Source organism: Thalassotalea sp. 273M-4, from assembly GCF_041410465.1.
Taxonomy (GTDB): Bacteria; Pseudomonadota; Gammaproteobacteria; order Enterobacterales; family Alteromonadaceae; genus Thalassotalea_A; species Thalassotalea_A aquiviva.
Map to the genome: position 1 here is coordinate 605,842 of NZ_CP166961.1, position 22,678 is coordinate 628,519.

21 protein-coding genes and 1 riboswitch are annotated in these 22,678 nt (G+C 41.9%); of the genes, 9 read left to right on the top strand and 12 right to left on the bottom strand.

Annotation, left to right across the window (positions count from 1 at the left end):
- Positions 1 to 13 precede the first annotated feature (13 nt).
- From ACAY00_RS02690 to glp, 7 genes are all read left to right on the top strand, one after another.
- Positions 14 to 1,426 carry a DUF3373 family protein gene (locus tag ACAY00_RS02690; RefSeq protein WP_371376872.1) on the top strand — a complete coding sequence of 471 codons (1,413 nt, stop codon included), beginning with the start codon at positions 14 to 16 and terminating at the stop codon, positions 1,424 to 1,426.
- Between the two features lie 95 nt (positions 1,427 to 1,521).
- Positions 1,522 to 3,966: a molybdopterin-dependent oxidoreductase gene (locus tag ACAY00_RS02695; protein WP_371376874.1), complete on the top strand. Its 2,445-nt coding sequence runs from the start codon at positions 1,522 to 1,524 to the stop codon at positions 3,964 to 3,966.
- A gap of 3 nt (positions 3,967 to 3,969) precedes the next feature.
- Entirely contained in the window at positions 3,970 to 4,632 is a 663-nt protein-coding gene (locus tag ACAY00_RS02700) for a 4Fe-4S dicluster domain-containing protein (protein WP_371376877.1), read from the top strand.
- On the top strand, positions 4,620 to 5,885 hold the full coding sequence (gene nrfD, locus ACAY00_RS02705) for an NrfD/PsrC family molybdoenzyme membrane anchor subunit (protein ID WP_371376880.1): 1,266 nt from the start codon (positions 4,620 to 4,622) through the stop codon (positions 5,883 to 5,885). The genes ACAY00_RS02700 and nrfD overlap by 13 nt, the downstream gene beginning before the upstream one ends.
- 154 nt (positions 5,886 to 6,039) lie before the next feature.
- Positions 6,040 to 6,174, top strand: a riboswitch (molybdenum cofactor riboswitch).
- Positions 6,163 to 7,131, top strand: a complete 969-nt coding sequence (gene moaA / locus ACAY00_RS02710) for a GTP 3',8-cyclase MoaA (protein WP_371376883.1) — start codon at positions 6,163 to 6,165, stop codon at positions 7,129 to 7,131. It overlaps the preceding riboswitch by 12 nt.
- A 2-nt stretch (positions 7,132 to 7,133) precedes the next feature.
- Positions 7,134 to 7,706, top strand: coding sequence for a molybdenum cofactor guanylyltransferase (locus ACAY00_RS02715; protein WP_371376886.1), 573 nt, complete (start codon positions 7,134 to 7,136; stop codon positions 7,704 to 7,706).
- Entirely contained in the window at positions 7,696 to 8,952 is a 1,257-nt protein-coding gene (gene glp, locus ACAY00_RS02720; protein WP_371376889.1) for a gephyrin-like molybdotransferase Glp, read from the top strand. Before ACAY00_RS02715 ends, glp begins: the two co-directional genes overlap by 11 nt.
- A gap of 14 nt (positions 8,953 to 8,966) precedes the next feature.
- Here the strand turns inward: glp and ACAY00_RS02725 are convergent, their stop codons facing one another.
- Positions 8,967 to 9,650, bottom strand: coding sequence for a hypothetical protein (locus tag ACAY00_RS02725; protein ID WP_371376892.1), 684 nt, complete (start codon positions 9,648 to 9,650; stop codon positions 8,967 to 8,969).
- Between the two features lie 218 nt (positions 9,651 to 9,868).
- Between ACAY00_RS02725 and ACAY00_RS02730 the strand changes: the two genes are divergently transcribed.
- On the top strand, positions 9,869 to 10,654 hold the full coding sequence (locus ACAY00_RS02730; protein WP_371376895.1) for a lysostaphin resistance A-like protein: 786 nt from the start codon (positions 9,869 to 9,871) through the stop codon (positions 10,652 to 10,654).
- 71 nt (positions 10,655 to 10,725) lie between these two features.
- On the opposite strand, the gene leuD is transcribed toward ACAY00_RS02730, so the two are convergent.
- From leuD to ACAY00_RS02765, 7 genes are all read right to left on the bottom strand, one after another.
- A complete protein-coding gene (leuD, locus tag ACAY00_RS02735) occupies positions 10,726 to 11,322 on the bottom strand; it encodes a 3-isopropylmalate dehydratase small subunit (protein ID WP_371376899.1) in 597 nt (198 codons plus the stop codon).
- An 11-nt stretch (positions 11,323 to 11,333) separates the two neighbouring features.
- Entirely contained in the window at positions 11,334 to 12,728 is a 1,395-nt protein-coding gene (gene leuC, locus ACAY00_RS02740; RefSeq protein WP_371376902.1) for a 3-isopropylmalate dehydratase large subunit, read from the bottom strand.
- A gap of 2 nt (positions 12,729 to 12,730) precedes the next feature.
- Positions 12,731 to 13,828 (bottom strand): 3-isopropylmalate dehydrogenase, encoded by a 1,098-nt coding sequence (leuB, locus tag ACAY00_RS02745; protein WP_371376905.1) that lies wholly within the window; start codon positions 13,826 to 13,828, stop codon positions 12,731 to 12,733.
- Positions 13,829 to 13,831: 3 nt separating this feature from the next.
- On the bottom strand, positions 13,832 to 15,397 hold the full coding sequence (leuA, locus tag ACAY00_RS02750) for a 2-isopropylmalate synthase (protein ID WP_371376907.1): 1,566 nt from the start codon (positions 15,395 to 15,397) through the stop codon (positions 13,832 to 13,834).
- 364 nt (positions 15,398 to 15,761) lie between these two features.
- A complete protein-coding gene (locus ACAY00_RS02755) occupies positions 15,762 to 16,175 on the bottom strand; it encodes an adenylyltransferase/cytidyltransferase family protein (RefSeq protein ID WP_371376910.1) in 414 nt (137 codons plus the stop codon).
- A gap of 172 nt (positions 16,176 to 16,347) precedes the next feature.
- Entirely contained in the window at positions 16,348 to 17,412 is a 1,065-nt protein-coding gene (locus ACAY00_RS02760) for a CDP-glycerol glycerophosphotransferase family protein (protein WP_371376913.1), read from the bottom strand.
- A 252-nt stretch (positions 17,413 to 17,664) separates the two neighbouring features.
- Complete coding sequence (locus tag ACAY00_RS02765; protein WP_371376915.1) at positions 17,665 to 18,324, bottom strand: TIGR04211 family SH3 domain-containing protein; 660 nt, start codon at positions 18,322 to 18,324, stop codon at positions 17,665 to 17,667.
- 326 nt (positions 18,325 to 18,650) lie between these two features.
- Between ACAY00_RS02765 and ACAY00_RS02770 the strand changes: the two genes are divergently transcribed.
- A complete protein-coding gene (locus ACAY00_RS02770; RefSeq protein ID WP_371376918.1) occupies positions 18,651 to 20,156 on the top strand; it encodes a CYTH domain-containing protein in 1,506 nt (501 codons plus the stop codon).
- A gap of 113 nt (positions 20,157 to 20,269) precedes the next feature.
- Here ACAY00_RS02770 and ACAY00_RS02775 read toward each other — a convergent pair whose 3' ends face one another.
- From ACAY00_RS02775 to ACAY00_RS02790, 4 genes are all read right to left on the bottom strand, one after another.
- A complete protein-coding gene (locus tag ACAY00_RS02775) occupies positions 20,270 to 20,932 on the bottom strand; it encodes a cupin domain-containing protein (RefSeq protein WP_371376922.1) in 663 nt (220 codons plus the stop codon).
- Positions 20,933 to 21,014: 82 nt separating this feature from the next.
- Entirely contained in the window at positions 21,015 to 21,371 is a 357-nt protein-coding gene (locus tag ACAY00_RS02780) for a rhodanese-like domain-containing protein (protein WP_371376925.1), read from the bottom strand.
- A 301-nt stretch (positions 21,372 to 21,672) separates the two neighbouring features.
- Positions 21,673 to 22,002 (bottom strand): hypothetical protein, encoded by a 330-nt coding sequence (locus ACAY00_RS02785; RefSeq protein ID WP_371376928.1) that lies wholly within the window; start codon positions 22,000 to 22,002, stop codon positions 21,673 to 21,675.
- Positions 21,995 to 22,645: a hypothetical protein gene (locus ACAY00_RS02790; protein WP_371376932.1), complete on the bottom strand. Its 651-nt coding sequence runs from the start codon at positions 22,643 to 22,645 to the stop codon at positions 21,995 to 21,997. Before ACAY00_RS02790 ends, ACAY00_RS02785 begins: the two co-directional genes overlap by 8 nt.
- Positions 22,646 to 22,678: the final 33 nt, after the last annotated feature.

The window sequence follows — 22,678 nt, forward strand, 5'->3', positions numbered from 1 at the left end:
AAAGGAAAATATTATGAAGCACTCAACATTATCTCTTGCCGTAGCCCTTGGCTTAGCTTTTCCTGCTGTTGCAGATCAAAGTAAAGATATTGAAGAATTAAAACAACAAGTTAGAGAGCTACAAATTAACACTGCCGGTCATAACTTAAAATTTGGTGTCGATTATCGTGTAACCCACGACAGCATCGAATACAAAAGAGCCGACGATTCAACCAATAAAAACAGTTCACTACTTGCCAACCGTTTACTGCTTAACATGGGCTACCAGTACAATGAAAAATTGGTTTTTCGTGGTCAGCTTTCTTACAACAAAGCCTATGGTGAAGTCGTTGTGCCAGATCAAATGGGCTTTTCAGGCTTTGACTGGATTGTAAACGAAAACCTGACCGACAATACCGTCAAAGTAAAACAAGCGTATTTCTTGTACTTAGGTGATGCCTTCTTTGGTAATGAAGATATAGGCTGGACATTCAGTCTAGGTCGCCGCCCATCTACCAATGGTTTCTTAGGCAATAATCGTGAAGGCTTTGAAGAAGCACAATCTCCATTAGCACATTCAATTAACGTTGAATTTGATGGCTTAAGTGTCAACACCCGTTGGGAGAACATCACAGGCTTACCAGGCAGTGCCATCAAGCTATGTGCAGGTCGAGGTTTAAGCAATGCTCGTTCGCGTTTTGATATGATGAATGCCGATTATGCTGAAGATGAAAACTTCACCGATGACATTGATATGGTTGGTTTTATTATCACCCCATACAACAATGGTCAGTACAATTTGCAAGCGCAAATTTATACCGCAGATAACATGCTTGGTATGAGTATGATGGATGTGATGGGCGGCAATATGATGCTTAAAGACTATGGCGCTTTAAGTAACATGACGGTGTCGTTAGAAGTGAATGGTATTGGTGAATTCATCAATGACTTTTTAGATGAAACTCGTGTATTTGCGTCTTACTCGGTATCAAAAACTGACCCGAAAGATGGTGTGATGAACATGATGGGGCAGACCGAGTATATGTTAGGTTCAGCTGACAAAGAAACCGGTAAGTCATATTGGGTTGGTATTAACTTCCCAGGCTTTATGGACGGTGATTCATTCGGCCTTGAGTATAACCATGGTGACAAATACTGGCGTTCATTTACCTACGGTGAAGATACTATGATTGGTTCTAAACTTGCCGCTCGTGGTGATGCGTTTGAGGCTTACTACAACCTACCAATTATCGATAATGCGTTAACCTTCCAGTTACGCTACACCAAAATCGATTATGACTACACAGGTTCAAATGGTTTCTTTGGTACCGCAACTGGTGCGCCTATGACCATTGAAGAAGCTTATGGTATGTCACAAATGTTTGGTATGCCGGCGCCTGTTGAAAGCGCAGAAGATATCCGAGCGACCTTCAGATATCAGTTTTAAGCGCCAATAACAAAAAGGTTGAAGCCTAGCTTCAACCTTTTTTATTCAAAATTATTCAATTTACAGGCTATGCATATCAAGTATTAGGAGTATGTATGGAAATCCAACTCTCTCGTCGACGTTTTTTGCAAAATAGCGTCGTGCTTTCAGTGTTTGGCGGTGTTACCTTATCAGGCCCTGAAGTGCTTGCACTAGGTAAGAGTGTCAATAAAGATAAACCGGCAAGCTATAGTGTGCCAACACTGTGTGAGATGTGCGTCAACAAGTGTGGTGTCATCGCCGATGTTGAAGATGGCATCGTTAAAAAATTAAATCCCAACCCAATGTTCCCTAAATCACGAAATATGCTTTGTGCTCGAGGCGTGGCAGGGATTCATGCGCTTTATGATCCTGATCGCTTAAAAACACCGTTGATCCGAGTAGGTGAACGCGGTGATGGTAAATATATGAAAGCGACTTGGGATGAAGCGTTTGAATATATTAAAAACAAAATGGTTAAAATTCTTGATGAAGAAAAAGATAACCGTTCTTGTATTGGTTACTGCGCTGGTGAAGGCTTAGCAGAGCACACCTTCAAAACCTTTATGGCAGACAAATTTGGTAGTGCCAATTACCTTAATCACGGCAGCCTTTGTTTGCAAACCACAACCGCGGGTTATGGTCTAACCCTTGGTGCTTATGGTCAAGCAGACCTTGAAAATGCCAAATACATTATTATGGCCGGTGCTAACCGAGCGGAAGCGATTGTCACACCAGATACCCTAGACTTGTTTAAGCGCACGCGTGGACGAGGCGCAAAATTAGTTACAGTCGACCCGCGTTTTACCAATACGGCCATGCATGCAGACCTTCATGTGGCAATTAAGCCTGGGACTGACTTGGCATTCGTGCTGGCTCTGACTTATGTGGTGTTAACAGAGCAACTGTATAACAAAGAATACGTAAAAAATAACTTTAATGATTTCTCTAAATATCAACAACATATCCTAGATAATCAATACACCCCAGAGTGGGCTGAAAAAATCTCTGGAGTATCAGCAGATACCATTCGCACCATCGCGCGAGACTTTATGGCGGCAGCACCACAAGCGATTTACTACCAAGGTCGACGCTCAACGTGGGGTAAAAATGATTTTCAACTAAGACGCGCAATGGCGCTGTTTAGTGCGTTAGGTGGTGGTGTTGATGTAAAAGGTGGCATTGTCTTTGGTGACAAACTACCACTTGCCAAGCATGAAATAAATGCGCCTTTATACGCCAATGCTGAGTCTCGTATTGAAAGCGATGCGGCGGCCATTATTGGTGCCAGTGGTTCGTGGGTAGCATGGCGCAATATGGTCGAAGCAGGGCAAAGCCCATACCCTATTAGGGGCATGTTTGTTTATAAACAAAACCCAATGCTCTCGGTGCCTGATAGTGGTAGAACAAAGCGTATGCTTGAGAAAATGGACTTGATTGTTGTTATCGATACCATGCCAAGTGATACCGCATTAATGGCCGATGTTATTTTGCCTGAGTGTTCTTACCTTGAGCGTGAAGATCCAATTCGAACGTTTGCGGGCATTGAACCTGCGATTGGCTTGCGTAAAAAAGTCATCGAGCCGATGTATGATAGCAAGCCTGTCATCGAAATTATGCGAGGCTTAAGTAAAAAGCTCTCCAAACCGCTGTGGGAAATCACCAAAAAATATGATGAAGATGTGCAAGATGAGCTTTTAGATGAAGATGAATCAACCTATTACCAAGAAAATGGGTTTGATCTCACCGAGCCTTATCTGCACTCGCAAGAAGAGCTTAATCATCATGCCTTTGTTGCTAAACACGGTGAAGGTGCTTGGAAAATGCTACGCGAAAAAGGGGTTTATTACCCAGAAATGGAAGCGTCATTTAAAAAGATTAATAACAACAGTTATCAATATTACCCTGACGATAAAAAAGTCTACTCGGTGTTGCCAATTGAAGAAAAAACGGATTTCAATATGCTCACCAATGATTTTTATAAGCACTGTGATCCTTGCGACAATCCAGCTGATATTGCACCTTGGAAGCGTACCTTTAAAACACCAAGCAAAAAGATTGAGTGTTATTTAACCAATATGGCAAGGAAAGGGGTCGACCCTATGCCAACTTGGAAACAAGATGAGTATGTCAAAGTCCCAGTTGGAAAGTTCAAGTTTATTACTGGACGTCATGCGATACAGACTCAAAACGCTACTCAAAATAATGTGATGTTGCTTGATTTGATGCGCGAAAACTATGCATGGATTAACGATGCTGAAGCTAAGAAACTTGGCATTGAGCATGGCGATATGATTGAGATCAGTAGTAGTGTTGGCACGGTTCGTATCAAAGCGTATCCGACGCCAAAAATTGTACCGGAGTCTATTTTTTACGTTCATGGTTTTGGTGCAAAATCAGATGGTCAAACGTTTGCACACAGAAACGGTGCGAGTGACAACGAAATCATAGAAGGGGTCATTGAACCTGTCTATGGCTCGGCCATTATGCATCAAACTCTCGTTACGGTTAAGAAGGTCTAATATATGAACTACGCAATGGCTCTAGATTATCAAAACTGCATCAATTGCCGAGCTTGTGAGGTCGCATGTAAAGAAGAAAACGGCGTTCAACTCGGTGCAGACAAACAGCGTATCTGGGTGGGTATGGTAGAAGGTCAAGCTAATGGCAAACCTTTTGTTAATCTATACCCTTCACAATGTAATCATTGTATCGACGCCCCCTGCGTATCGGTTTGCCCGACTAAGGCTAGCCGTTACATTGCAGGCGGTATCATTAAGGTTGAAGCGGATAAATGTATTTTATGTAAAAGTTGCATGGAGTCGTGTCCATATGACGCAAGATTTATCGATGACACCAAAACCGCAGTCGATAAGTGTACGTTTTGCGCCCATCAAATCGCCGAAACGGGCACTACCGCCTGTCAGGCAACCTGTCCGACTAAGGTTCGCACCTTTGGTGACTTGGACGACCCGAATAGCGATCTTGTGAAACTGCTTGAGAAAAGACGCTTTTTCTTTCAAAAAGAAGAGCTTGGTACTTTACCAAAACTTTTCTATTTGGTTCCTGAAGATGAGGCATACGCTAAACAAAGCATCGGCCCTAATACCAAAATACACACTTGGGAAGAGATAAAACCGTTGTATGAGCGCGCAGCCAAAAGAAGGAGTGAAGAATGGACACAATAACCTTTGCAGGCTTAGACATTAATAAAGTGTCGTTTAAAAAATTGTTTTTCAATAAAGCGATGCTATTGGCTTATCTTCTTTTACTTATTGGAGTATTGGGTCTTTATCAGGTGTTTGATCTGCGCTACTTTAGTGCCACGGTAAATGCCCATGATGCTGGGCTTGACCCGACCAATCCGGCATTAAAAGAGGCTATGTATCAAGCGATATTTGGTACTGTGGGTGAAGTAAACCGAAACCTTCCTTGGAGTGTGCTAATTTCAAACTACATGTTCATGCTTTATACCGGTAGCGGGATTATCTTTCTAGTTGCCTTAGCAGAACTGTTAAAACTGAAAGTCGTTGAAAAGGCCGCTGTGGGCTTTATGGTGCTAGGGCTTTCAATGGTCTTTGCAGGCTTGTTTACCATTATGACGGACCTGCATGTGTTAAATATTCCTTGGATGATATTTTCACCCAATACCGAGGCCGCCATTTGGATGATGTTTCCATTGTATATGGTCTATATTCCCTTTGTTTTGTTTGAGATATACCTGTTATTGACCAACAACAAAACGTTAGCAAGAAAGTTAGCCTTTGTGATTGTGATCATGAGTATTGGTATTGATCTTATTGAATATTATATTCAGGCTAAGCTCTTTTCGATGAACACGGCAAGGCATTTATGGACCGAGTTTCCAGCGCTAACCATCTACTTTATCATTTCATCGTTTGTCGCGTCGCTTGGTATTATGGGCTTATATACCTTTTTGGTGCACAGAGATAAAGCGGAATACGAGCAGCTACTTAACCTTATTGGGCGCACTTTGTTATTTGCTATTTTGCTATTGGGCGTGTTTGAGATCATTGGCTTGTTGAGCGTTGATAAAGCATGGACCAATATCATTTTGTTTGGCCCTTTAAGTTCACTTTATTTCATCGGCTACGTGCTTTGTATCTTTGTCCTTGCACTGCTTTTAGTGATTAAATCAGGGAAACCAAGCTTTACTGTTATGGCATCAGTTTTTGCCATTATTGGCGGCTATGTCGGACGACTTATCTTTGTCTATGGTGGTAATGCCGTACCTATGAGTAACCGCTTTGGTACCGGTTTTGAGAAAAATGAAATATATGAAGTGACCAAAACCTTCATTTATGCCACTCCGCACCTTGGCGAGATCTTTATCGTTTTAGGATCTATTGGGGTGTCGCTGATTACCTACAAATTACTCGATGGGCTTTTTTCAGTAGGCAAATTAAAAGAGCATGCATAATATTAAACGGGCTTATTTCACCAAATAAGCCCGTTTTATTTTCAATATATCCTTAATGGGATTGGTAAAAATTATCGTTTTAAAATGGCTTGATCTTGCGCAACATAAGCCGGTAATAAGCTTAGTTTGTTAGGCAATTTCAGGTACACTCAAAATTATTAAAGCAACTCCGAAGCCTACTGTCCTAAACATTAAATTGCATGGTTAGTTGGCCGTGGTTTAGCCACCGGGTCATAAAAGAAATTGCATGGCCTCCCGCAATTTGGAAAGGTGTTGAATGTTACAAGATTCATATGGGCGCACATTTAAATACCTGCGCCTATCAGTTACTGATGTTTGTAATTACAAGTGCAATTACTGTTTGCCAGACGGTTATGGCTGCAGTGAAAAAGTATCTCATTTGTCGGTTGGTGAAATCAAAAAATTGGTATCGGCTTTTGCTGATATGGGGGTTGAAAAGGTCCGTATTACGGGCGGTGAACCTGCACTAAGACGCGACCTTGGTGAGATCATCAGTAGCATAAAAAGCATCCCTGGTATTAAAACCGTGGCCTTAACTACCAATGGTCATAAGCTTGAGAATCACATTGCTGATTGGGCTGAGCGTGGGCTGGATGCCATTAATGTTAGCTGTGATAGTTTAGACCCTCGAATGTTCGAAGCCATCACCGGGCGACAAAAATTAGATCAAATATTGAAAGCTATTCGTCTTGCGCATGGCTTAATTGACTCGGTGAAAGTTAATGTTGTTATCCTAAAGCAATTCAACCTGTCTCAATTTGAGCGCTTTGTACAATGGGTGAAAACAGAAAGTATTGCCATTCGATTTATTGAATTGATGCAAACCGCCGATAACCAAGTTTTTTTTAGTCAAAACCATGTTAGCTCAAGCAAATTACAACAGAAGCTAAAAGAAGGTGGTTGGCAGCCGAAAAGATTAGCCGTCACCGCAGGTCCCGCACAAGAATATTGGCACCCAGAGTTTAAAGGCCGTTTAGGTTTTATCTCGCCCTATGCAAAAGATTTTTGTAACACTTGCAATCGCTTACGCATATCGTCGGTTGGCAAACTTCACCTTTGCTTGTTTTCTGAGCAAGGCCATGAATTACGTCCGCTTTTAAAGCAAGTCACGCATCAGCAGTTGTGTGCGCACATTGAGCAGTTATTAAGTCAAAAAGTTGAAGCTCATCAATTACAACAAGGTAGCACCGGCTTAACGTCTCATTTGGCGATGATTGGCGGTTAGTTATGAAAATGATAGGTGTTGTATTAGCCGGCGGACGCTCTTCTAGAATGGGGCAAGATAAAGCCTTGCTCGCACATAAAAATGTCAACATGTTAGCCTTTAGCGAAAAAGTCTTACGTGACTGTGGTTGTGACGAGGTACTTATTAGTCGCAATGAGAAGGGCTTTATTCAAGATAGCATCGAAAATGTAGGCCCACTTGGTGGGATCTACTCCGTACTTAATCACCTTGAAGCGGATGCTTGGCTTGTGATCTTGCCGGTCGACTTACCTTGTATTGACGCGCAAACACTGGCGACATTATTGAATTATTCAACAGCACATAGCAAGGCCAGTTACTATGCAGATCATCCTCTGCCTTGTGTTGTGCCTTACTCTATCGAGTTAAAACAACAGCTAAAAGATCGCCTTACGCAAACTCATAAGCGCTCGGTAAAGTCTATGTTGCATTGGCTTGGCGCACACGAATTGACAGTGCAAAGCCAAACAAGATTAATCAACACCAATACGCCTGAGGAGTGGCAGAATGTTACTCATCAGTTAAAACATCATTCAAGGAGCCATTATGGGATGTGATTGTCATAGCGTGAACGATACCTTGATGCCATTTGAACAGGCATTGTCTTTTTTGCTCAATACTGCCCGCAATGCCAATATTGAGCTTAGTGCTGAGCAAATACCGTTAATCGATGCGTTAGATAGAATTTTGACAAAGCCAATACACTCAGGCATTAACGTCCCTGTGCACAGTAACTCGGCGATGGATGGGTACGGCTTAGCCACAGCATATTGCGATGAAAACAGCGAGTTTGAGGTTGTCGCTAATGTCTTAGCTGGCGATGACTTTAACGGCGAGCTGGCGCCACATCAGTGCGTTCGGATCATGACAGGTGCCAAAATCCCCAAACATGTACATAGCGTGGTTATGCAGGAAAATGTGTGTCGAAATGGCGATAAAATCACTTTAAAAAAAGCCTGTAAAGCTGGAGATAATATCCGCCTAGCCGGCGAAGATATCCAACAAGGCGCATTGTTATTTGAGGCGGGCAGACAATTATCACCAGCGGATATGGGGTTACTTGCTTCGGTAGGAATCGCTGATGTTTGGGTGCAACGACGTCTAAACGTAGCCGTGATTGCCACCGGCGATGAATTGATCTCATCTGGCGAGGCGCTAACGCCTGGGAAAATTTATGAGTCTAATCGCTTTACTTGCATTGGCATGCTCAAACGATTAGGGATCAACGTCATTGATATGGGCATTGTCCCTGATGATGTGAATTTGCTTGAAAAAAACTTGCTTAGCGCCTCCGAGCAAGCCGATGTGATAATCTCATCCGGCGGTGTTTCGGTCGGTGATGCCGATTACGTAAAAGACGTCATTGAGCAGAAAGGAAATATTGGCTTTTGGAAAATAGCGTTAAAGCCTGGTAAACCCTTTGCCTTTGGCCAGTTTAACCAGCGCTTTTTTTTGGGGCTACCTGGTAACCCCGTGTCAGCGACCATTACCCTAGATCAATTGGGCATGCCTTTTTTAAAAGCCTTGCAAAGTAAATCATTACAATCGCCTATTTTGTTAACCGGCAAACTAAGCGTTGCACTTAAAAAACGCCCTGGGCGCAAAGAACTGCAGCGCGCTTGGGCCGAGCCTGACGGGCAAGGGCAATGGCGGGTAACGCCTTTTAATCAGCAAGGCTCTGGCATATTGTCATCCATCTCAAATGCCAATTGCTTTATCGTGCTAGAACGAGAACAAGGCGCACAGCAAGAAGGCACAGAGGTGCACTTTCAATGGTTAAGTGAAGAGCTTGCTAATCGTTAACGCTAAATTAATTATTAGTCTCGAACGCCAAATGATACAGGACACTTTTGAATGCGGTTATCGTTACTTATTGGCTCTAATGAGGTGATGTTAACCTTTCCTATTAAGTCATTCGATTGAGCATGACCTACCTCGTAGTAATAACTTAAATACGGCGTTTGCTTTTCTAACAAAATATAGGGGTAACCGGTTGTCCGCCAAACCCCTTTTAGTTTTGTCTGTCCATGCTCTATGTAATGAAAGATACCATTGCTTTTGAGCTCAAGTGCAATCTCAATCGCACAGTTTGTCGATATATAACGTTTGGCTAGATCGCGTACATGGTAGCCTTGATGGGGTTGAGTATGTTCAGGGACGACAAATAGGCCAATAGAGTTTTTTGTGTACCAGTGGTTAGAAGAGACTAGGGCGTTAATTGACTGTAAAGGATAGCCAAACGTATTGAGAGTATGCTCAACTTTTTCAATTATTTCGCTATCGCGTACAAAGGGCGAATAGATGATGCTTGTTGAGGTGATTTCTTCTGGGTAGGGCAATTGGTTTTCTTCAACATTAAATCCCAGTTGTTTAAGTTCACTTTTGATTGCTTTCGCCGCTTTGTTGTCTAAATAGCGTTTATTTAAATGAATGGTTGGCGAGCTAGAACAGCCCAATACGATAAAAATGAAAAAGAGGGAGAGCAAATATTTAAACGCCATTTGTAACCAGCTTATTGTTTATTGTTTTTTTAACACTAACGTTAACAATGACTTAGAGTCAAACTTTTAAATTTTAATAATGACTAACTTCTCGCGAAATAGACCAAGATTTTGTTCAGGATGCTTGTTTGTTATTTTTAAGTCTTTGAATATATTGCTTTAAATTATTTTGGAACAAAGATTGCTCCTTAAAAAGTTGTTTGCTTTAGGAGGCGCCTATGGAAAATAATCTTAGTCAATCAAACGTTAATACGCCTTGGCACTTTATAACCCCGTTGCTGTTTTTAGCCAGTACTATGTTGCTTATGCTGATGGCTTTGTATTTTATTGAGTCTGGACAGCTTGGCAAACCGGCGGTGCTTATTGGCTTATTTGGCCCCGCGATAATGGCAGTACTGTTTAGTTATATTGGAGGAGGTTGGCATCAAGCTCGACAACTTTTAAAGCAATATATTGTTTATCGAGTGTCTCTTGGCTATTACGCCATCGCCTTACTGTTAATGCCAACGCTTATTTATATCACCATGCTTTTTACTGATTTTACCGGCTTGGCCTATTATGAGAACTGGTTTCGAAGCGTAAGTATGGGGCAGCTAATATTTATCCCGTTAATTAGTATTGGTGAAGAGCTTGGTTGGCGAGGGTATTTACAACCCTTATTTCGGCAAAAATATAGCCTGGCTGTTGCATCTACATTCGTTGGTTGCCTTTGGGCTTTATGGCATATAACAGGGTATTACTTTAATACCGGAGTCGTTGAAGGCTTGCCATTTTATCTGTTCTTTATTTGGGTGGTTGGCGCTTCGTTAATTATGGGGTATTTGTATGAGAAAACACAGAGTGTGTTATTGGCGGTTATTTTTCACAGTTCGGTGAATTTTTCATTAAATATTTTCTTGATCAACCCGGAGTTTTCAGGCTCGGTGTTACCCTTTAGCATTCTTACGTTGTTAGTGTGTTGTATTGGTCTCGCTTTCGTGCGTTATCATGCGAAAACACGCTGAGGTATTAAATAAAATAAAACGCATCAAGTCACTATCGCTTGATGCGTTTTTTGTGTCGTTTGATTTTAAGCTTACTGCCAAGGTGGTAAGTTTTGCTCAAATTGTTTAATTTCATCTTTTAGTTTTAAGGTCCAGCCTACCGCATCGATGCCATTTTCAAGACAGTACTGTTGAAATTCGGTCAAAGAAAAATCAATGCGTTCGCGACCATTGATAACCTGCAAGTTGGTTAGGTCGATTGTGAGTTCAAGCGAACCTTGTTGGCACTGATTAAACAGCGCATCGATGGCGTGCTCGGGCAGAACAACAGGAACAACACCAATGTTAATGCAATTGCCAAAGAAGATATCGGCAAAACTTGGTGCAATAACTACTTTAAAACCAAACTCTTGAATAGCCCATGGGGCATGTTCTCTTGATGAGCCACAACCAAAGTTTTCCCGCGCGAGCAAAATACTCACCCCTTTATATTCGCTCTTATTTAAAATGAACTCTGGGTTTTCTTTGGTGCCTTCATAATCTAAATAACGCCAATCATGAAATAAATGCTCGGCAAAACCTGTGCGAGTGGTTTTTTGCAAAAACTGCTTTGGAATTATTTGGTCGGTATCAATATTGGCTCTGTCTAATGGTGCAACGGTACCGGTGTGAGTGCTGAATTTTTCCATGTTGATTTTCCTTATATCTCTACCGACGTAAAGTGACCAGCAATAGCCGCCGCCGCGGCCATTGCCGGACTGACCAAATGCGTGCGGGCTCCACGCCCCTGGCGACCTTCAAAATTACGGTTACTGGTGGATGCACAGCGATCGCCCTCGCCAAGTTTGTCATCGTTCATGCCTAAACACATAGAACATCCGGGGAGGCGCCATTCAAAGCCTGCCGCTTTAAAAATGTCGGCTAGGCCTTCGCTTTCTGCTTGTTGTTTGACTCGATAGGAACCAGGTACCACAATGGCGGTCACACCTGATGCCACTTGTTTGCCATCGACCACTTTGGCGGCTATGCGTAAGTCTTCAATACGAGAATTGGTGCATGAACCAATAAAGACATTATTAACGGAAATGTCGCTAATTTTGGTGCCTGGTTGTAAATCCATATATTTTAGGGCATTGACACACGACTCTCGCTCAACCGGATCGTTAAACTGCTCAGGCCCAGGTACACATTCATCAATGGCGGCTACTTGCCCAGGGTTAGTGCCCCACGTTACTTGTGGCTTAATTTTACTTGCATCAATGCTCACGGTGACATCAAATTTGGCATCGGGGTCGGTTTTAAGGGTTTGCCAGTCATTGACGGCTTCCAGCCATAAGCCTGCTTTAGGGGCAAATTCTTTGTGGCATAGGTAATCGAAGGTGGTCTGATCGGGCGCAATAAGACCTGCTTTTGCACCAAATTCAATGCTCATATTACACACCGTCATGCGCTCTTCCATGCTTAGATTGGTTATGGCGTTACCTGTGTATTCCACCACGAAACCAGTAGCGCCAGCATGACCAACCGCACCAATAATGGCTAAAATGATATCTTTAGCGGTAATGCCGTGAGCGACATCGCCACTTAAGTGAATGTTCATGGTTTTAGCTTTATTTTGACGTAAGGTTTGGGTGGCTAAAACGTGCTCCACTTCAGAGGTGCCAATTCCAAAAGCCAAGGCTCCAAAAGCACCATGGGTTGCGGTATGAGAATCACCGCAAACTATCACCTGACCCGGTAAGGTCAAGCCCAGCTCTGGCCCCATAACGTGGACAATCCCTTGATTTTTATGGCCCATACCGTATAACTCAATGCCAAACTCTTGACAATTTTGCTCAAGCGTTTTTAACTGATTGGCTGCGTTCTCCCCCGCCGCATCAATGTCACAGCTCTTGGTTGAGATATTATGATCCATGGTGGCAATGGTTCGCTTGGGGCTATGCACGGGGCGGTGATGAAACTTTAAATTGGCAAACGCTTGTGGCGATGTCACTTCGTGGATCAAATGTCGGTCAACAAAAATTAACGGCGTTTCACCCGGCTTGTCTTGTACTAAATGTCGTTGCCATAATTTTTCGTATAATGTGGTCGCCATAATTAGTCCTTGTTCATTTTTGTGATCATTTGGCAAATATAATCGCCCATTTCAGCCGTGGTTTTGGCCTGTGATTGACGCTCCTGAGGCAATAAATCGCCGGTTAGCATGCCTTCGTCTAAGGTCTTCGAAACGGCTTGTTCAATGGCGCTTGCGGCTTTGCCTTGATTCAAGCTAAAGCGCAACATTAAGGCCGCTGACAAGATTTGCGCAATGGGGTTGGCAATGCCTTGACCGGCAATATCGGGAGCAGAGCCCCCAGCTGGTTCATACATACCAAAGCCATCTTGATTTAAACTCGCTGAAGGCAATAGGCCCATAGAGCCTGTTACCATCGCACAAATATCCGATAAAATATCACCAAAAAGGTTAGGGCACAGGATCACGTCAAATTGGCCAGGATCTTTAACTAACTGCATCGCTGCGTTATCGACATAAAGGTGTTCCAGTTCAACATCAGGGTACTCGCTAGCGATTTCTTCTACGACCTGACGCCAAAGTTGACTGGTGGCTAAGACATTGGCCTTATCCACCGAGGTTACTTTATGCTTACGCTTTTGTGCGGCTTGAAAAGCAAGGTGACTAATACGCTTAACTTCTGCCCTTGAATAAAACATCGAATCAAATCCGGTTTCGTCTTCACCTTCACCGCGTCGGCCTTTGGGCTCACCAAAATAAATATCACCGGTTAACTCGCGCATCACCAAGACATCAAAGCCTTGTTCGCTAATGTCTTTACGTAAGGTGGATAAATGCGACAGTGATGGCATTAATGATGCTGGGCGCATATTGCAAAACAGGCCAAAATGGCTTCTAAGACCAAGCAGTGCAGCCCGCTCTGGTTGCTGTGTTGGCGCTAAGTTAGCCCATTTAGGGCCACCAACAGAGCCAAATAAAATGGCGTCGGCTTGCTCACATCCTGTTAACGTTGTCGGTGGTAGGGCATTACCATGGCGATCAATCGCCACGCCACCGACATCATAGTCTTGCATCTCAAGGTCAAAGTGAAATATTTTCGCACAGGTAGTTAAGACTTTTTTGGCTTCTACCATCACTTCTGGACCAATACCGTCACCGGCTAATACCGCTATTTTTGCCATCGCTTAAATTCCTTGGATTTTATGTTTTTGTTGGTATTTTTGTTGGCGTATCCGCGCCAAGTTTTGTGCTCTAACAATGCTGTTAATGGCTTGAATAAGGGCTTGAGCTGACGCCTCGATAATATCGGTTTCTAAACCATAACCATGGAAGTTTCGCTCTTGCCAACGAACAATAATATTGGCTTGTCCAAGACCGTCTTCGCCCGCACCTTTATTCGAGATTTTGTAATCAGCGACTTCAAAATCAATGTCGACGGTTTCTTTTATTGCGCGATATAACGCATCAACAGGGCCGTTACCCGTTGCCGAATGAATGGTTTCGTTGTCGCCACAGCATATTTTGACGCTTGCGGTGGCAAATTCGCCGCTACCAGAAATAACATTCATATAGTCAATTCGGTAGTTATCGCCGTCATCTTCTTGATTGTGTTTAAACAATAAAGCTTCTAAATCGTCATCAAATACCTGACCTTTTTTATCGGCCAGTTTTAAGAAGTCTTGATATAACTCTTCTAAATCATACTCACTTTGTTGATAGCCCAATTCTTGCATTCTATGTTTAATTACATGGCGACCACTGCGAGAGGTAAGGTTTAATTTGGTTTTGCTGATACCGACACTCTCTGGTGTCATAATTTCGTAGGTATTGGCCGCCTTTAACATGCCATCTTGGTGAATACCTGAAGAATGGCTAAAGGCGTTGGCGCCAACAATCGCTTTGTTGGCTTGCACAGGCATATTACAAATTTGACTAACAAGGCGAGAGGTACGAGCAATTTCTTTGTGTTTAATATTGGTGGTTAAGCCTAATATATCGGCGCGAGTTTTCATTATCATCGCCACTTCTTCTAATGAACAATTACCCGCACGCTCACCGATACCATTTACCGTGGCCTCAATTTGACGCGCACCGGCCTGTACTGCTGCTATTGAGTTGGCCACACTCAAGCCGAGGTCGTTATGACAATGTACTGAAATAATGGCTTTGTCGATGTTTGGTACGCGATTAAAAATATTGCTGATGATGCCACCAAATTCATCGGGTAGGGTATAGCCCACAGTATCTGGAATATTAACCGTAGTCGCACCGGCATTAATTGCTGCTTCAACCATCCGACATAGGTTGTCTATTGGGGTGCGACCAGCATCTTCACAAGAAAACTCAACGTCATCAGTAAATCGTCTGGCAAACTGTACGGCTTTAACCGCCATCGCTTGCACTTCAGAAAATGGCCGTTTCAATTTATGCTGTACATGCACATCAGACGTGGAAATAAAGGTGTGTATACGAAATCTTTCTGCCGGTTTTAAGGCATCGGCACAAGCTTGAATGTCGGCTTCAACCGCTCTTGATAAACCACAAACAACCGAGTTTTTTACGGTTTTGGCTATGGTATTAACCGACTCAAAATCTCCTGGTGATGATACCGGAAAACCGACTTCCATAATATCGACCCCCAAGCGCTCAATAGCCAAGGCTATTTGCAGTTTTTCTCGCACCGACAGGCTTGACATTAAAGCTTGTTCACCATCTCGAAGGGTTGTATCAAATATCTTTACCGTATCCATAGCTTTTCCCATTGCAATTCACCGATTTACGGGAATAAAAAAACCCGCATTTTGATGCGGGTTTATGTTTATCTTTCGTTTATTTTAAACAACAGAAAAACGCCCGCAGGAGGTGTGCAGGAGGTTTAGCAGAAGAATGTGTTTAAAATAATGAATCATCGTGTTTGTCTGTTTATGATTTAACTAAGCTTTAACATTAATCAGTTTATAACACGCTGTCAATGGTAAATAAAAGGCTTGTTAGATAAATGTTGCGAGGTGGCGAGGGCGAAAAAATGAGAGGTGTAAGATTTATTTTGCCGAAGGCGGCTACAGAGCTAACAAAGCGCTACTTAAGAGCAGCGCTTTAAACACGCGTTGAGCATTAAATCTTGCTTAAAACATCGCGTAAAATGCTGCTCGATGTATGTGATGTATATGGGAAGTACATGATCTCGACCCCTACTTTAGCAAAGTCTTGTTCAATCTTGTTCCATTTTTCGGTGCCTTTCCAGTCGTCACCTACAAACATCAGATCAAATTTAAGATTATTCCACGCTTCCATTTTGTCGTAGTTCATTTGGGGAACTACTTCATCTACAAACTTAATATTTTCAACAATTTCCATTCGTTCGTTAAATGGGATTATTGGCTTTTTATTTTTCGCAGCCATTGAAAGTTCATCACTGGTAACGCCAACAATCAAATAATCACACTCAAGTTTGGCGCGTTTTAATACGTTCAAATGACCAATATGGAATAGGTCAAAGACCCCTGTGGTATACCCAATCTTTTTCATATAAGACCTTTTTTCAATACTCTGAGGCGCAGTCTATTTCTCTGCCCTAAAATAGTGGCTTATTCTACACCAGCAATGTCATGCTTTACAGTTTTATTGCGGGTATAAATTCGACCGTTAATCTAAATGTGTTCAACCCTAATATTGCCTTATGATTCTACAAAATAAATGATCAAACGTTAGCGATAAGATAATCGACAATGCGCTCACTTGCCTTGCCATCGAGCTTGCCGGCCAACTTTTCACTAAAAGCTAAACGCACATCTTCGAGCATCTTGGGGTGTTGGTATTGCTGATTGACCAACTCAACAAGTTGATTATAGTTTTTGGCATGTACGGCAATTTGCGCGTATTCGCCATAGTCTTGGTCCATTCGTTTTTTAAAACGGTGGGCAAATGGTCCACGATAACTCCAACGTAATTTTAGAAAGTCGCACCAAATAACCGGTTTGTTTAACGCCGCAAACTCAAACAGAGCAGAGGAGGCATCACTGATTAACACATCAGAGCTTGCCATAAAAGGGACGAGAGAATAGTCAAAGTCAGTGGCTAAATACACATTATTAAAGCCGGACCAATGGGTTAATAACGCCTTTTGTTTGGCGTATTTATCTTTACTAATTGAAAAGTAATGTGGCTTTATCAGGATATTAAAATCAGCAAATTGCTCAGGCCAATTTTTGGCAAAACACTCAATGGAGCTTGGATAGAAGGTCGGGGCATAGGTTATGGTTGGTTTATTTGGGTCGAGTCCTAATTTAACCAATTCAAAGCCTTTCTCACGGCCTTTAATGATGTTATCAAGCTTACAAAAACCAACATCAACAAACGTGTCATTTGGGTACATGGCTGTTAATCGATCACAGCGGTATTGACCTTCAACAAATCGTACGGTCATCGCTTTATCTGATTTGGTGTAATAACTGGCCTTAGGACCAATGCCATGACCCAATTGCGCGGTTTTACTGACTTGATGTATAGCGTCAAGGTAGTCAAAACTGTTGGCAAAGAAAATCCAATCAGCAGCTTGTTCTAGGTAGTAAGCACTGGCTTCTTTATCATCTTTAACCCAGTGGCTAGCAAGCTGCTCATTAGCAATGATCTGTTTTATAACCGCATCGTCTTTACTGGGATAAAAAACAAAGCTGGTGTCAATGCCGCGTTGTTTTAATTGATGATGTACAGGAAGATATTGCGGTAAATAATATAAATGCAATACATCAAAAATGACTTTCATAATGGCGTTCGCTGTGGGTGTAAACCTGAGGTTTATATCAGGTTTTTGGCTAAATTAATTGACCGCAAGTATAAGGGATTGAGAACAATAATTCATTATACTTGCTTGAGTTATTGCTTAAAACTTTAGTCATGGTAAACAATATTGTGGTCCAGCAAAAACTCAATGGGATTGGTATAACGATAAAAAAAGGCAGGTATTTAACCTGCCCATACATTGATTACCTGACAGTAGAGAGCTTAAAGGATGAGCCTAGCTCCAAGATGAATAGCCTCGACGTTTAGGCATTAGCCTAGGTAAAATTAACCCTAACAATAGACCAATCACTAAAACCGAAGCCCCATAACTAAACCACTTGAGTTTTATATCCCAATCTTCGGTATCTAATTTGGCATTCAATTCATTGTTCTGTTGATTTAATCTTTGGTTTTCTTGACGCAAGCTGGTCATTTGAGCCTCTAAGTGGGCTAATTCACTGTCACTAGATTGCAAACGATCGTTAAGGCTGTTGAGTTTCACGGTTTTATTGGCAAGCTCTTCATTTAGCTCGGCAAGAACCATTCGCAGACCTGGTTGGTCACTTAAAAAGCGAGCATCAATCCAACCTTGGCGTTGTTTCTCGTCTTCAACTTTGATGAAATCATTTTCAACCTCAGATAATACTTTGACTTCCTCACCTGCATTCATGCTACCTAAAATGCGAAACTGAGTACCTGGCCCTGAATGAAAATATATAAATAAGTCGTCACTGATAAAACCTAATTTAATATCATCAGTATGAGAATTTTCTGGTGAGATTTGTTGTGAGGCCTGTTCTACTACCTCGTTATTGTTTTCTTGGATAAATGCGTTGGCAACAAAAGAGCAACACAGCATGGCAGTAGCCAATGTTTTTGTTAAGTTCATCATCATCAGTTTTATTAAAATTAATAATTAATTTAGGATATTAGGGGTTTGTCAGAGCAAGCGCAAGGCATCGAGGTTAAATTTAATATAAATAAAAAGCTTGGGATAAACTTTGTTACGGTTATTTTATACAGCCTATAACCGCGCTTTAGGGCTAACATTTTTAACGGCTATAGCCATGATATTCACCACATTTACCTGCAACCTTGAAGCAAATGCCGACGTTTTCGTACAAAAAGATCAATTTGATGACTATTTTTTGATTGAAAGCCTAATAAAGCTTTTGTAAGCTAACGAATCGAGTACCTTAAGAAGGCAAAAAATACACATAAATGGACACTGAGATAGAACTGAAGTATTTAGTTTTAGGTGACAACATACCCACTCAAATCACCAAACTGTTAACGGATAATGCCGTCCGCTTTGAATATCATACGGACACGCTAAGTAATCGATATTTCGATACCTGTGATTCCACATTACGCCAACATGATATAGGCCTTCGCGTGCGTAAAGGGAGCTCTGGCTTATGGGAGCAAACAGTAAAGACTTCTGGTACTGTGCTTGCGGGTATGCATACCCGACCAGAATATAATGTCGATATTTGTCGAGATCATCCCGATTTAACCTTATTCGATCGCCAGATCTGGCCTCAAGATTTTGTCTTAGAGCAAGTTAATTCACAATTAAGTTGTCTATTTGAAACCAACTTTACTCGTCATAGTTGGCTCATTAATAACGCCGATAATAGTCAGTTTGAACTGGTATATGATACCGGCGCTATCGTTGCCAATGAGCAAAACGAGCAGATTGCCGAAATTGAACTTGAGCTGAAACAAGGGCAAGTCGAGGTGTTGTTTGATTTTGCTGAAATATTAATGGCAAACTTTGCAATAAGGCCTGGCAGTTACAGTAAAGCGGCTCGAGGGTATGCATTAGCCCAAGGTAAGTCTTTACATGCTGGTGTAGAGAGCAAAGCGTTATTAAAAATGGATCCAAGCATGGAATTGCTGGAGTCCTTTAATAGTGGTTTTGCGCAAAGTTTAACCCGTTTGCAAGTCTTGGTAGACAAGTATATTCAAAGTCCAAACTTAGAAACCTTAACAGACGTTTCTGATATGCTCGCCCTAGCCCGCCATGGATTATGGTTATATGCCGATTATTTAACTGATGCAAATGGTCAGATTTTAAGGCAGCAAATTAATGGTATTTTGCAAGAGCTTAGTTGGGTTGAAACAGCAAAACAAATTCGCGAGCTGACCACCAAAAATGGCCATTATCGAAAAAAGATCGAATATAGCCAAAGTTTGCTTGCTGAGCTTAAAGATGAAAAGCACGCAATCGTGGATTATCAAAAAGCGAGGGATTTGTTTCACAGTGAGCGCTTTAATCAGATGCAACTGTCGATGCTAAAAATGATCTTAAAAAAATCACCGTTTGATGGCGATATTCCTCACTTGTCCGACTTTGCTCCAAGTTGGTTATCGCTAAGCTTAAAAAATGTAACCCAAGCATTGCAGGTGAGTGACACATTAACCGCCAATGATTACCTTGAAAACCACCGGTTAGTAACAAGGTGTTTATTAACCGGCAGTTGGTTTGGCTCTTTATTTGAAGAAGAACAACGCATTGATTTTCGCGGGCCTTGGATGGATTTACATCTAGGTATTGACGAGCTTGAAACCTTGCAGTTGCTAAAAGAACATTTGCAACGTTCCTCTGAGCAAACGCCCGTGAAATTGATTAACTGGCTTGATCATAAAGTGGATAACTTGCTGTGCGCATTAGAGCACTGTAAAGACGCCGCCTTGAGCTTAACCCCTTACTGGTTAAAATAACCTATTAAAGTGACATTAAGGTTAATGTCGATGAAAGCGCTCTGTTTGTTGTTTAATTTAAGCAATTAACAGAGCACTTTTTTAGCGGGAATAGTTAACGCTAGAGTGGCCCATTAATCGATAAATAAATGCCCTGTTTTTACCCAAATGATGGTTGGCTCTACCACATAAGGGTGGTGTACACTCATATGCGGGCTTCTAAGCCACGAGCCTTCGGGGTAACTGCCATGTTCATCTTTAAACTCACCTGATAACACCAGTATTTCTTCACCACCAAAATGACGATGCGGTTTAAATCGCTCATTTGCCGGCCATTTTACCAAAGCAACATGCTCACCAAGGTGTTCATGCAATGGCATTACTTCTAACCCACCTTGACCTTGTAGCCACGGCGTTTCATTACAATTTATGCGCACTTGGGCTTGATCAGAGTCTTGAAATTGATGCAATTTAACGAATAAGATGCACCCTTGCTGGGAAAATGGGGCGTGGATAAAACCTTTAGGGTTTCTAATGTAACTACCAGCAGGGTAGTCGCCAGTATGATCTGAAAACACCCCTTCGAGCACCAGAATTTCTTCTCCAAGCGGGTGATTATGCTCAGGAAATGATGAGCCAGGATCATATTTAACAATACTTGTCGCATGACCTTGTTCGGCATCTTCTCGCGCTAATGGCTTGCGCCATACACCTTGTTTAGGGCTTGGTAGCCAAGGTTGCTGCTTAGTGTCAATGACAACGCGCTTGCTAAAATCGATATTTAATTGTGAAACCATGTATGTCTTCGCTTTTATATCTCTAGTGTAAGTTTTGGGGAGCAGAGGGGGCGTTTAAGTTCTGGTACCGTAAAACCTAGGCTTAAGCGACGTTTTGATGAGCTTGAATAACCTGCTCTACTTTACAGGTAATGGCCCAAACTTGTTTGTACCCCAATCTGATTAGCTGTTCTGCGGCTAGCACCGCTCTTGCACCACCAGCACAGTAAATAAAAATCGCTTTATCCGGCTCTGGGTATTGTTCAAGGACTTTCATCTCCAACACCCCGCGAGGAATATTGATAGCCCCTGGTGATGCCTTGGCAGCATACTCGCCCGGCTCTCTAACATCAATTAATATACCGTCAACTTGTGGACGCATTGTTGCTGCGTCAACAGCACTGATGCAATTTACATGTTGTTGTACTTGTGCAATTAACGCAGGGATTTTTATTAGCATAATATTTCCTCTTATTTTAATTTCTATTTGTATTACCAAAAGCAAGCGAATAGTAGCGTTATCGCCTCTACTTATGCTTATTATTGAGATTTTCTGATGACTAGCTTAGCACAGTGGCTTTATTGAAATAAATCTATGCTTATACCAATCTAATTAAGTTTTTGCCCAACACTGAGTGAGCAAAAAACTGAGTGAGCAAAAACTGAGTGGGATTGGTATTAGAAGCTAAAGCCGCAAACTAAAAAGGGATCATGATGATCCCTTGTGAGCTTGAGGTGACCCTATGAACAAGCTTGTGTCGTTAATTTGGTAAATGCTTGGCGTATTCGATTAACTCTTCCATTAACTTACGCTTTATTTCCAATTGCTTATCAGGCGATATGTTGTATTTTTCGCCCAGTAATTGATAGTCATCAAGACTCAATGACACTGTAAGGCGAGGGCGTTTAGGTTTTTTATTTACCGGTAAGCCAAGAATATTACGGATTTGATCTGACGGGCTTAAATTGGCTTCTACGGCAGCTTTACGTAGCATTTTTTGTACTTTTTCATCCATATCAAATGCAACCTGCACCGCTTTCACGGCCTTTACATTTGACTGCCACTTATCAGGAACTTTACGATTATTCATCTAAACTCCCTGGGAAATAGTCAACGATATCGGTTAATGGACGAAATAAATTGACAAAAACATCGGTATCACCGTCTTGCCAAACCTCAACATCGATACTAAATTGAGCATGATTTCCTTCCAGAGCATAGAGTTCAAAAGGTTCGCCAGCGTCTTTACCTTCAAACTCTGATAACGTTGTACAGCGGTGATCTTTGCGATGAAAATACCCCACTTGAGCAAATTTATTTTGCCGATATGCCTCACAAGTCCATTGTGCTAATGGTGATGTAATGGTTTGCCTGTCAAGGATAGCCTGACCCGGCTCATCAAATACTTCGCTAAATTGGTCAAGGCAAAATAATTGACCGACGTGATCTTCATCGACCAATAAAGATATTTTAAGGTGGGTGGTGTCATCTTCATCTAAGGATAAATACAGTTGCGTGTCATCGTGTCCATTTAACACCCATTCGCTAACAACTTGGTGTTCAAATTCGTAGCTGTTTACTGCCGTGACTTGAAACTGTTGTCCACGTAATATTTCGGGTAAAGCAAAGCTGTCGTTAAATACAACAATGTCGTTAATCCGCAATTGCTTTGGATGATTGAGTGTGCGCTGTTTGGGCGTGTCTTTGTTAAAAAGATTTTTTAGAAAACTCATTAATACTCCAAAAAATAGCCTTAAAGCAGGGCT